This is a genomic window from Rhizobium sp. AG207R, assembly GCF_027109195.1.
GTDB lineage: Bacteria > Pseudomonadota > Alphaproteobacteria > Rhizobiales > Rhizobiaceae > Rhizobium > Rhizobium dioscoreae.
This window is the reverse complement of record NZ_JAEPVT010000009.1, coordinates 131,020-144,558: the sequence shown is the minus strand read 5'-3', so window position 1 is coordinate 144,558 and position 13,539 is coordinate 131,020. Positions and strand designations below refer to the sequence as shown.

Genomic DNA, 13,539 nt, shown 5'->3' with positions numbered 1-13,539 from the left:
CCTTATTTGTAGCAAACGGCCTTCACCGCATCGACCACTTCGGCGACGCTCGGAAGCGCCAGCTTTTCGAGGTTGGCGGCGTATGGCATGGGTACGTCCTTGCCAGCGATCGTCAGGATCGGCGCATCGAGATAATCGAAAGCCTGCTGCATGACGCGGGTGGCGATTTCCGTGCCGACGGAGGACTGCGGATAGCCTTCCTCGACGGTGACCAGGCGGCCGGTCTTCTTGACCGATTCGATGATCGTCGGAAGATCCATCGGGCGTATGGTGCGCAGATCGATGAGTTCGACATCGATGCCCTGGGCTTCCAGCTCGGCGACGGCCTTGGTGGCATAGGTCATGCCGATGCCGAAGGAGACGACGGTAACATCCTTGCCCGGACGGTGGATGCGGGCCTTGCCGATCGGCAGTACGAAATTATCCAGCTTCGGCACATCGAAATGCTGACCGTAGAGAATTTCGTTTTCAAGGAAGATGACCGGGTTCGGATCGCGGATGGCAGCCTTGAGCAGGCCTTTGGCGTCGGCTGCCGTGTAGGGCATGACGACCTTAAGGCCCGGAATGTGGCTATACCAAGCGGCATAATCCTGGCTGTGCTGAGCGCCGACGCGGGCAGCAGCACCGTTCGGACCGCGGAAGACGATCGGGGCGCCCATCTGGCCACCGGACATGTAGAGCGTCTTGGCGGCGGAGTTGATGATCTGGTCGATCGCCTGCATGGCGAAGTTGAAGGTCATGAACTCGACGATCGGGCGGAGGCCGGCCATCGCAGCACCGACACCGATACCGGCAAAGCCGTGCTCGGTGATCGGGGTGTCGATCACACGGCGTGCGCCGAATTCCTGAAGCAGACCCTGGGTCACCTTGTAGGCGCCCTGATATTCGGCGACTTCTTCACCCATGACGAAGACGTCCGGGTTGGCGCGCATTTCTTCGGCCATGGCATCGCGCAGCGCTTCACGCACCGTCATCGACACCATTTCGGTGCCGGCCGGAATTTCCGGGTCAGCAGGAGCAGCGGTCTTCGGCTGAGCCGGAACCGGTGCAGCAGGTGGCGGAGCAGCAGCGGCAGGCGCCTCGGTCTTTGCCGGTTCGGCGGCAGGTGCAGCCTTGGCGGACGAAATGGCGTCAGCGGATTCGCCGTCCTGCAAGAGGATGGCGATCTTGGTGTTGACCTTGACGCCTTCGGTGCCGGCGTCGATCAGCAGCTTGCCGATCGTGCCTTCGTCGACGGCTTCCACTTCCATGGTGGCCTTGTCGGTTTCGATTTCGGCAATGACGTCACCGGAAACGACCTTATCGCCTTCCTTCTTGAGCCATTTCGAAAGGGTACCCTCTTCCATCGTCGGAGAAAGGGCGGGCATGAGAATGTCGATGGGCATAGTGTCCCTCCCCGATTTAGAGCAGAATGTCGGTGTAGAGCTCGGATGCATCCGGCTCTGGATCGTTCTGGGCGAAATCGGCGCTGTCGGCGACGATGTCGCGGACATCCTTGTCGATATCCTTCAGATCGTCTTCGGTTGCCCAGCCCTTTTCGAGCAGGCGGATACGGACCTGCTCGATCGGGTCGTGCTCGGAGCGCATTTTCTGCACTTCATCCTTGGAACGGTACTTCGCCGGGTCGGACATGGAGTGACCGCGGTAGCGGTAGGTCAGCATTTCCAGAATGATCGGGCCCTTGCCGGAGCGGCAATGCGCAACGGCTTCGTCAGCCGCAGCCTTGACGGCGCGAACATCCATGCCGTCGACCTGGATGCCGGGAATGCCAAAGGACGCACCGCGCTTGGAGAAATCGGCCTGCGCGGTGGCGCGAGCCGTCGAGGTGCCCATGGCGTAGCGGTTGTTTTCGATCACGAAGATCACGGGCAGCTTCCAGAGCTGCGCCATGTTGAAGCTTTCGTAGACCTGGCCCTGGTTGGCGGCGCCGTCACCGAAATAGGCGACGCTGACATTGTCATTGCCGCGGTACCAATTGGCAAAGCCGAGACCGGTGCCAAGCGAAACCTGGGCGCCGACGATGCCGTGGCCGCCGTAGAAATTCTTTTCCTTGGAGAACATGTGCATGGAGCCGCCCTTCCCTCGGGAATAGCCGCCCTGGCGTCCGGTGAGCTCGGCCATGACGCCACGGGCGCTCATGCCGGTCGCCAGCATATGGCCGTGGTCGCGATAGCCGGTGATGACCTGATCGCCATCCTTCAGCGCCATCTGCATGCCGACGACGACAGCTTCCTGGCCGATGTAAAGGTGACAGAAGCCGCCGATGAAGCCCATGCCGTAAAGCTGGCCGGCCTTCTCTTCAAAGCGGCGGATCAGGAGCATCTCACGATAAGCCTTGAGCTCCGCATCACGATCGAAATCTGCGATCGGGCCGCCATTGGTTTCCTTGGCAGGCCTTGATGCTGTCTTACGGCTGGAAACGGTCGCGTTTTTTCGCGGCGCCATTCAACCCTCCCTGTGTGAGTAGCCTCGTTTTATGGTGAGGCGTAACATAGGGAAGATTGCCCGCCACAGCAATGCTATAATTGCATGGCTCATATTCTTCGCAAGTCATTGATATAACTTACAAAAACGCGATTAACCGAAATTCGGTTAATTATGGCTATTTGTTGAAGATGACGATCTCGTTCGCTTTGGAATAGGTCAACTGATAGCGTGCATACTGATCGAGCATATCCTTATCCAGAGAGCCGTCACTCAACAGCGCGACCTCCTTTTCAAGGTGTTCGCGTTTGGCGACGAGATCAGCCAATTCCTTGGCGCGGTCGAGGCGACGCTGCTCGAAAACTTCGGTCGCCTTCAGGCCGTAATCACCATGAATGCAATGATAACCGAAGTAGCTCACGAAAGCGATGGTGATGGCGGGAAGGATGAGACGGCCGAACCTTCTCTTCTTATGATACTTTGTCCACATACTCGCTCGTCACGCTCTGGCTTTACGCGATCTCCCCAAAGCCAATGCGCTTCGAACAAGATCACATCAAATCAAACACCTAGAACTAATTTAACCCGCAGAGATTAACCGTCCGTTGACTCTAACAGTCGGGACCAACAAAAAACCGCGCCCGAAGGCGCGGTTCAATCCAAGTAATAATTTTGCCGTGGATCCGGATGGATCCGACAGGTCAGATATCAGCCACGAAGGATGGAGCGGCCGGCATATTTTGCCTGTGGGCCGAGCGCTTCCTCGATGCGGATGAGCTGGTTGTACTTGGCAAGACGGTCGGAACGCGACAGCGAGCCGGTCTTGATCTGGCCGCAGTTGGTGGCAACGGCGAGATCGGCGATCGTGGAATCTTCCGTTTCGCCCGAGCGGTGCGACATGACGGCGGTGTAGTTGGCCTTGTGTGCGGTTTCGACGGCGTCGAGAGTTTCGGTCAGCGAGCCGATCTGGTTGACCTTGACGAGGATCGAGTTGGCAACGCCCATGCGGATACCGTCGCGCAGGCGAGCGGAGTTGGTGACGAACAGGTCGTCGCCGACGAGCTGGGTCTTCTTGCCGATCAGGTCAGTCAGGGTCTTCCAGCCTTCCCAGTCGTCTTCAGCCATGCCGTCTTCGATCGAAACAATCGGGTACTTGGCTGCGAGTTCTGCGAGGTATTCAGCCATGGCGCCGGATTCCAGCGTGCGGCCTTCGCCTTCGAGAACGTACTTGCCGTCCTTGAAGAATTCGGTCGAGGCGCAATCAAGGCCGAGAGCGATTTCGTCGCCCGGCTTGTAGCCGGCCTTTTCGATTGATTTCATGATGAAGTCGAGAGCTGCCGGCGCGCTGGAAAGGCCGGGTGCGAAACCGCCTTCGTCACCGACGTTGGTGTTATGGCCCTGCGATGCCAGTTCCTTCTTAAGCACATGGAAAACTTCCGAACCCATGCGGACAGCTTCGCGGATCGAGTCAGCGCCGATCGGCAGGATCATGAATTCCTGGAAGTCGATCGGGTTATCGGCATGGGCGCCGCCGTTGATGATGTTCATCATCGGAACCGGCAGCAGGCGGGCATGAGCGCCGCCGACATAGCGGTAGAGCGGCAGGTTGGCGCTCTGGGCAGCAGCCTTGGCGACGGCCAGCGAGACGCCGAGGATAGCGTTTGCACCAAGGCGCGACTTGTTCGGCGTGCCGTCAAGCTCGATCATGATGTTGTCGAGCTGGATCTGGTTTTCGGCGTCCATGCCGCCGATGGCGTCGAAGATTTCCGAATTGACGGCTTCGACGGCCTTCTCGACACCCTTGCCATGGTAGCGCTTGCCGCCGTCGCGAAGCTCGACGGCTTCATGCGCGCCGGTCGACGCGCCCGACGGAACCGCCGCGCGGCCCAAGCTGCCATCTTCGAGGTAGACATCGACCTCGACAGTCGGATTGCCACGGCTGTCGAGTATCTCGCGGGCGATAATGTCGGTGATTGCGGTCATGATAGCTTCCTGCTCGCTGGTTTATAAATCGATTTAAATCGTCTTAATCGAAGGCGCGGAAATTACAATGGCGATCCGCGCCGCGATTTGGCACTCCTGCAGGCCCCTAACGTAAATTCATGTCAGCCTGTTGAATGCCGGCTACGTTTCAAGCCTTGGCGATGGCGTCGAAGGCCAGCAGCTTCTCCAGAAGCCGTGGCATATCCTTCAAATAGACCATGTTTGGGCCGTCGGACGGTGCATTGTCGGGATCCTCATGCGTCTCCACGAAGAGACCGGCAACGCCGACGGCGACGGCCGCGCGCGCCAGCGTCTCGACGAAGCGGCGGTCGCCGCCGGTCGAACCGCCCTGCCCACCAGGCTGCTGCACGGAATGGGTCGCATCGAAGATGACGGGCGCGCCCATCGCCGCCATGATCGGCAGCGAGCGCATATCCGAGACCAGCGTGTTGTAGCCGAAGGAGGCACCGCGCTCGCAGAGAAGAATATTCGGGTTGCCGCTGTCGTTCAGCTTGGCAAGCACGTTCTTCATGTCCCACGGCGCCAAGAACTGGCCTTTCTTGACGTTGACCACGCGGCCGGTCTTGGCGGCTGCAACCAAAAGATCGGTCTGGCGTGACAGAAAAGCAGGGATCTGCAGGATATCGACCGTCTTGGAAACGATGGCGCACTGCTCTTCCGTATGGATATCGGTCAGAACCGGAAAGCCATATTCCTTCTTCAGGTCTTCAAAGACTTCCAGCGCCTTTTCCAGGCCGATGCCACGCTTGCCTGACAGCGATGTGCGGTTCGCCTTGTCGAAGGAGGACTTGTAGACAAGGCCGATGCCCAGCTTGCCGCAAAGTTCCTTCAGGACGCCGGCAACCATGAACGCATGGTCGCGGCTTTCCATCTGGCAGGGGCCGGCAATCAGCGACAGCTTTGCAGTATTGGAAAAGAGGACCTTGGAGGCACCCTCGCCGACGGTGACTTCCGAATTCGTGCTCATATTATCTCCTCAAAGGCGAACAATGCGCCCTGACCGGGTGCCAACCTCGCCAATAGACGATTGTTCTTACGCGTATAGGTGACGCCGTTAGCAGTGAAATGCGACGATGTCACGGAAAGATCGCGCGTTTTGAAAAGGATTGCACGTGCTCTGAGCCCCGGATCATTCGTGCGAACAGGTAGATCATAGAATGCCTCCATTCCTTCCGGCGTCAAAATCTCCAGATCGGCATTGGCGGCCTTGATCGTCAGGCCAAAGGAATGCTCCATAATGCGCGGGCCACCGACAAGCTCCTCGAAGAAGCCGCGATAGGCCGCCGGCTTCGGCGCGCAAAGCGCTACCCGCGCGATACCAGTCACGCCGTTTTCGTGACGCTCGAGCACACTGCGGTCAGCCGGCAGCGGATTGATGCGCTGACAGCAGAAAGCGAGAAAATCCGGCGCGCGCAGATCGGCGGCGAAGGCAAGACGAAAACCGGCCGTGGTTTCCGTTCCATCCGGCATCTTCATGGGACGGGAGAAATCCAGCATCTGCCCCGCCGAAATCGCAGCTGCTTTGAAGCGCTCGTCATCCGCCACCGCGTCATCCGTACCGAATACCACGGCCGAAAAGCCATTTTCGCCGACCCGGAAGCGATAGGCTTGATCGCGGGCAACAAAAACATTGCCATCCATGATGCTCTTCTCGCACTGCTCCGCAGACGCGACGCCCAGAGGTTCGAGATAGGTTTTATCGGCAAGGAAGACGCAGGCATTCTGCGTGCCAAAGGGATGGCGCGCATCTGGAGCCACTGTAAAACCGAGCTTGCCGAGGCGCTCGCGTGCCAGAGCGATATCGACGGTCGGCAGCACGAGATGATCCAGCGGATGCGGAGACGAAATCATGGCTTCTCCTGTTTGCTTGCCGAAGCAGATTTGCGCCCATCCCCCGCGCAATTCAAGATGGAAGCATGGAACACCCGGAGCACACGACATGGATCGAAGGCAATCTCGCAAACGTGATTGCTGATTCTCTGCCATGGCTGGCTCATGCAGCCGCGCGGCACGTTCATCCAAATGCTCGGCGCACGGGCTGAACGACAAAGTCTCGGAAGCGAGTAGAGCGGCATTTCTCTTATTTTTCTGCAGGTTAACGGAGACACAGCGCGCCGATGTTCGGAGCCGATCCATTCGCAAATGGTAATTATTTAACTGACCTCACAAGGCTTTACCGAAATTTAAGTACTTGCGGAACACATATGGAACATATAGTGTCCGTTCTGGATTTGTTTCACAGCTTTTCTTGATTCTGGGGTTCCAAGACGATGTTGACGCGCAAGCAGCAGGAACTGCTTCTCTTCATTCACGAACGCATGAAGGAATCCGGGGTTCCGCCATCTTTCGACGAGATGAAGGATGCACTGGATCTGGCATCGAAATCCGGTATTCATCGCCTGATTACGGCACTGGAGGAGCGGGGCTTTATCCGCCGGCTGCCGAACCGGGCCAGAGCGCTCGAAGTCATCAAGCTTCCCGACGCCTATAATCCGAGCCTGCAGCAGCGCCGCGGCTTTTCTCCGAGCGTTATCGAGGGCAGCCTCGGAAAGCCGCAGCCCGTTGCCCCGCCCGCTCCGTCGAAGGTGGCAAATGACGATCACAATAGCTCGGCGTCGGTGCCCGTGATGGGCCGCATCGCTGCCGGTGTTCCGATCTCGGCCATCCAGAACAATACGCACGACATTACCGTTCCCGCCGACATGCTCGGATCCGGCGAACATTATGCGCTTGAAGTTCGAGGGGATTCGATGATCGATGCCGGCATCTTCGACGGCGATACGGTCATCATCCGCAATTCGACGACGGCCAATCCCGGCGACATCGTCGTGGCGCTGGTCGATGACGAAGAGGCGACACTGAAGCGCTTCCGTCGCAAGGGTGCTTCCATCGCGCTTGAGGCTGCAAACCCGGCATACGAAACCCGCATCTTCGGACCGGATCGCGTGAAGGTCCAAGGCAAGCTCGTTGGCCTTATTCGCCGCTATCACTGACCGGTGAATTGTCGATGGCGGGTGACGTGGGCGCAATTGGCGCGTCGAATTTGCCGGTGCGCCAATCGTAGGTTCGATGCCTGGTCCAGGGACGCTGCGGGTTCTCGAATGCGGTTGAGAGGATGGGCTTGTCTCCGGTAAGCACCATTTCGATGGAGCCGGTTTTACGCAATGTCGCACCGGTTATGAGCATCGCTCCGGAACGGCAATGGTCGAGCCGTAGCCGGATTGGCGTCACGATAATGTTCCCCGTGTCGCAAGCCGCAGGCAGGTAGGCCGCGTTTTCGATAGTGACCAATATCGCGCCGTTTTCAAGCATGGCCGCGCACCATGCTCCTTTCTGGCAGGCGAAACTGCCTTGCATGGTGCGGTCCAAGGCTTCTTCCATTGCGATACGGACCGCCTTCTGTTCTTCACTGTTCAATCGCTTATAACGATCTGCCTTGCCGATTTGTGGAAGTCGGCTGTCAGCCGGGAGCATGGTCGGAGGCTGATGGTCCGCCGCAACCAGTGCCTTTTGCCATTGTTCGAAAATAAAGGCCTGCGGTCTCTCGCGATTGGTCGCGAGTATATTGTCCTGGCGCAATGCGACTAGGACGCCATCTTCGGAGATCATCAGGTCGGGTTTCGGTACGCCAGATCCGAATGCCGCCAAGCCCATGGACAAGAGCGATAATAGCAGGCCCAGATGACGAAGCCGGGTCCGCAATATGCTCATGATCAGGAAGCCGATAATGAATGTCGGCATCAGCCAGGCCGGCTGGCGACCGAAGGTAATGTCGCCTCCCCAACCAGCTACGGTTCTTGCGATCACGATAACGAGTTCCAGTCCCTCGCCGGTTACTTTCCAGAAAGGCCCGTCGAGACCGAGCGGCATGAGCAGCATCGCCGCCATGCCGAATGGCATGACGATAAAGGAGACGATGGGCATAGCAGCGAGATTGGCGGCGAGCCCATATGTCGCCAACCGGTGAAAATGCTCGATCGAGAAGATAGCCGTCGACGCGCCGCCGATGAACGAGGTCGACGTCACGCCTGCGAAGAAGCGCATGACGAACAATAGCGGACTCAATAGACGGACGCGCGGCAAAATGTTTTCGCGATGCCGCCGCCGCTTCCATAGCGAATAGCCCGACACCAGCGCCAGTGTCGCCGCATAGGACATCTGGAAGCTCGGACCGAGGACTTGCGACGGCGACAGTACAAGAATGATGATCGCTGAAAGTGCGACATTGCGCAGACTGATCGATGGCCGATCGAAAAGCACGGCCACAAGCATGATCGCCATCATGATGAAGGCCCGCTCGGCGGATACACCGAAGCCGGAGATGAGATAATAGGCAGTTACAGTGAGAAGCGCACCGAGGGCTGCGAACTTCTTGGTCGGCCAGGCCTGCGCGACACCGGGAAACAGGCTGAACAAGTAGCGTAGGCCGATGTAGAAAATGCCGGCCGACAACGCCATGTTCAGACCGGAAATTGCAATGATATGGGTCAGGCCGGCAATTCTCAGCGCTTCCGTCGTATTCTTGGAGATTGCGCGTCTCTCATCGGTGACAAGCGCCGCGGCAAAGGCGCCGGTATCTCCCGGCAAGGTTTGCCTGATCCTGTCGCCTATGCTGTTGCGCAGGCCAGCAAGCCAAATATCGGCCGCATCCAATAAGGAGCCGGCCGCGTTGTCACCGGATGGCGACAGCAATTCCGGTGTTCCGTAGGCAAAGCCGTTCGCACCGATACCGTTGAAATAAGAACTGAAGGCGAAATCGTTGAGACCAAGCAAGGCCGGTCCGGCCGGCGGCGTCAACCGCGCCCTACCCTGGATGCGATCACCGAGATCGAACGGCTCCGCCTGCTTGCGCACGAAGATCGTAACCCGCTGCGGCGCGCGGCGAATGGAAGGTTTTTCCGTTGCCTCGACGCGAACGACATAGCGCCAGCGTCCATTGTCATAGGATTCCCGTCGTTCGATCTGACCGGTCACGGTCGTGGTCACGGCCGAATCGAGCATGACGGTAGAAACCCGCCAGCTCTCGCATTGCGCCAGCGCCATGCCCAGGCAAAGGAGCATGCCTGCCAAAAGCAGATGGCGAAACAGCCTGCCTGCCTCCTGCATGAGCGCGAAGCCGCTGGTGAAGACCAACAGGCCTACAAGAACAGCCTGTGGAGGCGGATCGCTGCCAGCCTTGAACCAGAAAATTGCACCAAGGCCCATATAGATCGGCGCAAGCAGGACCGCGCGACCATGGGCCGCCTCCTCTTCGATCAATCCGAAGGTGCCAAGCCGAATGCGGCTTGATACCCGCAATAGCCGGGATGTCAGCCGCGTCTGGTCCTGCGTCCGTTCCCGTCGCGGCACTTCGGCGGGCAAGATATTCGTGGCAACAACAGGGCGAGGCTGCGAGAGCGCAGCAACGTCCCCACCCTCTTTCCGCTGCTCGGATGCCTCCAAATTAGGCACTCGCCGCCGTCCCCACGCAAAACTACAGCTTTTGCGCGATTTTTGCCGTTAGCAGGCGATGAATTCAACCAAAATCGACGCAAACAGGGCTCAATTGGGCCGGTTTCGCCGCCTAGCATAATTAGAGGCGCTTCTGCAGTGCCCAAAAGTTGATACTGCATTGCACAATTCAGCGTTAGGATAACTTGGCATTAGGCTCGGGATCATATAGCTAGTCGGTAGTCGCTTAACCTTTTGGCGCTTTTTATGGCGTCAATCCCGCCAAATCTTGGAGGATCAGCATGACGGAACAAAGCGCGAAACTAACTTGGGGTGAAAAGACGGTGGACCTGCCGGTCAAGACCGGAACCATCGGCCCGAGTGTCATTGATATTGGTGCCCTTTATAAGAACACCTCCACTTTCACTTACGATCCTGGTTTCACCTCCACCGCGTCGTGCGAGTCGAGCATTACCTACATCGATGGCGACGAAGGCGTTCTGCTGCACCGCGGCTATCCGATCGATCAGCTGGCCGAACACGGCGATTTCCTCGAAGTTTGCTACCTCCTTCTCTACGGTGAACTGCCGACGGCAGCGCAGAAGAAGGACTTCGACTATCGCGTGACCCACCATACGATGGTGCACGAGCAGATGTCGCGCTTCTTCACCGGCTTCCGCCGCGACGCACATCCGATGGCCGTCATGTGCGGCTGCGTTGGCGCGCTTTCCGCCTTTTATCACGACTCGACCGACATTACGGATCCGCACCAGCGCATGGTCGCAAGCCTGCGCATGATCGCCAAGATGCCGACGCTCGCCGCCATGGCGTACAAGTACCATATCGGCCAACCCTTTGTTTACCCGAAGAACGATCTCGACTACGCGTCGAACTTCCTGCGTATGTGCTTTGCGGTTCCGTGCGAAGAATACGTCGTCAATCCGGTGCTTGCCCGCGCCATGGACCGCATCTTTATCCTGCATGCCGATCACGAGCAGAACGCTTCGACGTCGACGGTTCGTCTGGCAGGCTCTTCCGGCGCCAATCCGTTTGCCTGTATCGCTGCAGGCATTGCCTGCCTCTGGGGACCGGCTCACGGCGGCGCCAACGAAGCTGCGCTGAACATGCTGAACGAAATCGGCACGGTCGACCGCATTCCGGAATTCATCGCCCGCGCCAAGGACAAGAACGATCCGTTCCGCCTGATGGGTTTCGGCCACCGCGTCTACAAGAACTACGACCCGCGCGCCAAGATCATGCAGAAGACGGCGCACGAGGTTCTCGGCGAGCTCGGCATCAAGGACGATCCGCTGCTCGACATCGCGATCGAACTGGAGCGTATCGCTCTGACCGATGAATATTTCATCGAGAAGAAGCTGTATCCGAACGTCGACTTCTATTCCGGCATCACGCTGAAGGCTCTCGGCTTCCCCACGACCATGTTCACCGTTCTGTTCGCTCTTGCCCGCACCGTCGGCTGGATCGCTCAGTGGAACGAAATGATCGAGGATCCGCATCAGCGCATCGGCCGTCCGCGCCAGCTCTACACCGGCGCTCCGCTGCGCGAATATGTGCCTGTTTCCAAGCGCTAAGCTTCGGTATTGAAACAAAAAAACCGGTCAGAGATGACCGGTTTTTTTATGGGCTAGAACGTCCAGAACAATCTGCGCAGCCTTGTCGCCAGGCGGCTCCTCCGTCTGCATCCGTTCCCAGACCAGATCGTAGCCAGCAAGCATCGCCGCACGCTCCGGTGTGTCGCTCGACAGGCGCTCCATATAACGTGCCAGCATGCCCGGCCGCAGAACATCGTTGATGAGCTCAGGCAGTACAGCATAGTCGGCGATGAGGTTCGGCAAGGCGGCCGTCCAGATCTTGATGCGCGACAGCACGAATTTCGCCAGCCATTCCGTCTTATAGGTCGAGACGACCGGAACGCCCGCAAGCCCCAGCTCCAGGATCACCGTTCCGGAGGCTGCCATGGCGGCATCCGCCTTGGCAAAGGCACTCCATTTGGCATCTTGGCCGACGAGTATATCCGGCTTGACCTGCCAATTGGCGGTCAAAGAGCGAACCACCGCCTCCTGCCGCGGCACGGTCGGCAGCAGAAAACGAACATTATCATTTCTCCGGCTAAGTTCTTCGGTAGCCCGCTCAAAAACCGGAAGGAGTTGCCGGATCTCCGATGCACGCGATCCGGGCAAAAGCAGGATCGTCTTCGCCACATCGGCGCCGGCCAGACCGCGCAAGGCGCGCTGACGTCGCGTCTCCGCAAGATTGGCGTCGACCGTCAGGCGGTGGCCGACATAAGTGGTTGCCGGACCGCCCAGGCGCTTCATGGCAGCAGGCTCGAACGGCAAGACGGCCAGCACATGGTCGACATAGGCAAGCATCTGCTGTGCGCGATATTCTTTCCACGCCCAGACGCTGGGGCAGACGTAATCGATAACAGGCAGATCGGGCAAAGCCTTGCGCACCCGCTTGGCAACGCGATGCGTGAAATCGGGGCTGTCGATGATCACAAGCACGTCCGGCTTTGCAGCAATAATCGCATCCGCCGTCTGCCGGATGCGGGCCAGCAGCTTCGGCAATCGCTTGATGACCTGGATGAAACCCATGATTGAGAGTTCGGAATAATCGAAGAGCGAGCGCAGACCTTGCGCCTCCAGCGCCTCGCCGCCTACCCCGACCAGCTCGACCGGACCATCATGGCGTCGCTTCAGGGCCGCGACGAGATCGCCGCCCAGCAGATCGCCGGAGACTTCGCCGGCAACGACGGCAAGCTTCAAGGGCGCTGCGCTCACATGAAGCCCTCCGCGCTCAGGCCACGATCGATGCCGCAGACAAAAATACCGGCCTCGTCGGCAGCGGCGATCACAGCCTGGCGATCGAGGATCAAAGCTCGGCCAGCTTCGACGGCGACACCAGCTAACCCTGCCTTCTTGGCATTCAACATCGTGGAGACGCCGATTGACGGCAAGTCGGCCCGGATATCCTGCTGCGGCTTGCAGAGCTTGACGAGTACACCGCGCCGACGGGTGGAAATGCGCCCAGCCGCGCGCAGTTCGGCAACCCGCTCGATCATCTTGTCCGTGCCTTCGGCACCTTCAAGCGCAACGACACGGCCGCCGACGCTGACCGCGCCCTGCCCCACATCCAGAAATCCCAGCGCATCGGCCGCCTTCGCACCCTGTGCAATATCGCGCAGATCCTCTTCCGCTGGCGAGAATTTTCCAAGCGGCCCGGTCGTCGCCAAAAGGTCGGGCGCGATTTCATGCGCGCCAACGACGCGAACGCCACCGGCTTCGATCAGGCGAATGACCATCTGCAGGACGGCATTGTCGCCGCCCGAAAGAAGCGTGCGGATGGTCGAGGGCAATTCCCTGATGACGCGCCAGGTCGGATGCACCTGCCGCCAGGAGGGGCGCCGCGCCACGCCGCCCGACATGACGACGCGATCGACGCCATGTCGGCGGAACATTGCTTCGAGACCGGCAAAATTGCCGACACCGAGATTGGCATGATCGAAGGCGGACCAATCGCGGTCCGCCTCGTCAGTCAAAGCGATGATGACGGGGTTTTCACCGGCCTGCCGAGCGGCGTCGGCGACGTAAACCGGCAAAAGCCCGCTGCCTGCGATGATCGCCAGTCTACCCTTGCCGTTTTCGCTGGTCGAAACCACCC

Annotated in this window: 11 protein-coding genes; 2 read left to right on the top strand and 9 right to left on the bottom strand. The window is 59.0% G+C overall.

Features of this window, described 5'->3' with window-relative positions:
- Positions 1-2: 2 nt before the first annotated feature.
- The 6 genes from JJQ51_RS21925 to JJQ51_RS21900 all read right to left on the bottom strand — a co-directional run bounded on the left by JJQ51_RS21925 (position 3) and on the right by JJQ51_RS21900 (position 6,279).
- Entirely contained in the window at positions 3-1,385 is a 1,383-nt protein-coding gene (locus JJQ51_RS21925; protein WP_269245329.1) for a pyruvate dehydrogenase complex E1 component subunit beta, read from the bottom strand.
- A gap of 16 nt (positions 1,386-1,401) precedes the next feature.
- On the bottom strand, positions 1,402-2,445 hold the full coding sequence (gene pdhA / locus JJQ51_RS21920) for a pyruvate dehydrogenase (acetyl-transferring) E1 component subunit alpha (protein WP_113333724.1): 1,044 nt from the start codon (positions 2,443-2,445) through the stop codon (positions 1,402-1,404).
- Between the two features lie 157 nt (positions 2,446-2,602).
- Complete coding sequence (locus JJQ51_RS21915; protein WP_113333723.1) at positions 2,603-2,914, bottom strand: FtsB family cell division protein; 312 nt, start codon at positions 2,912-2,914, stop codon at positions 2,603-2,605.
- Positions 2,915-3,132: 218 nt separating this feature from the next.
- A complete protein-coding gene (gene eno / locus JJQ51_RS21910; RefSeq protein ID WP_095434816.1) occupies positions 3,133-4,407 on the bottom strand; it encodes a phosphopyruvate hydratase in 1,275 nt (424 codons plus the stop codon).
- A gap of 148 nt (positions 4,408-4,555) precedes the next feature.
- Entirely contained in the window at positions 4,556-5,395 is an 840-nt protein-coding gene (kdsA, locus tag JJQ51_RS21905) for a 3-deoxy-8-phosphooctulonate synthase (protein ID WP_113352583.1), read from the bottom strand.
- The gene (locus JJQ51_RS21900; RefSeq protein WP_113352584.1) at positions 5,392-6,279 is read right to left on the bottom strand and encodes a VOC family protein; all 888 of its coding nucleotides are present in this window, start codon (positions 6,277-6,279) and stop codon (positions 5,392-5,394) included. The genes kdsA and JJQ51_RS21900 overlap by 4 nt, the downstream gene beginning before the upstream one ends.
- Before the next feature lie 419 nt (positions 6,280-6,698).
- Between JJQ51_RS21900 and lexA the strand changes: the two genes are divergently transcribed.
- A complete protein-coding gene (lexA, locus tag JJQ51_RS21895) occupies positions 6,699-7,421 on the top strand; it encodes a transcriptional repressor LexA (RefSeq protein WP_113352585.1) in 723 nt (240 codons plus the stop codon).
- Here lexA and JJQ51_RS21890 read toward each other — a convergent pair.
- The gene (locus JJQ51_RS21890) at positions 7,402-9,879 is read right to left on the bottom strand and encodes a ComEC/Rec2 family competence protein (RefSeq protein ID WP_269245328.1); all 2,478 of its coding nucleotides are present in this window, start codon (positions 9,877-9,879) and stop codon (positions 7,402-7,404) included. The genes lexA and JJQ51_RS21890 overlap by 20 nt on opposite strands.
- A 281-nt stretch (positions 9,880-10,160) precedes the next feature.
- Here JJQ51_RS21890 and gltA point away from each other — a divergent pair, with 281 nt between their 5' ends.
- Positions 10,161-11,450, top strand: coding sequence for a citrate synthase (gene gltA / locus JJQ51_RS21885; RefSeq protein WP_015339806.1), 1,290 nt, complete (start codon positions 10,161-10,163; stop codon positions 11,448-11,450).
- A 27-nt stretch (positions 11,451-11,477) separates the two neighbouring features.
- On the opposite strand, the gene lpxB is transcribed toward gltA, so the two are convergent.
- Together lpxB and JJQ51_RS21875 are read right to left on the bottom strand one after the other, a co-directional pair.
- Positions 11,478-12,659 (bottom strand): lipid-A-disaccharide synthase, encoded by a 1,182-nt coding sequence (gene lpxB, locus JJQ51_RS21880; protein ID WP_113352587.1) that lies wholly within the window; start codon positions 12,657-12,659, stop codon positions 11,478-11,480.
- The gene (locus JJQ51_RS21875; RefSeq protein WP_113352588.1) at positions 12,656-13,537 is read right to left on the bottom strand and encodes an LpxI family protein; all 882 of its coding nucleotides are present in this window, start codon (positions 13,535-13,537) and stop codon (positions 12,656-12,658) included. The genes lpxB and JJQ51_RS21875 overlap by 4 nt, the downstream gene beginning before the upstream one ends.
- Positions 13,538-13,539 lie beyond the last annotated feature (2 nt).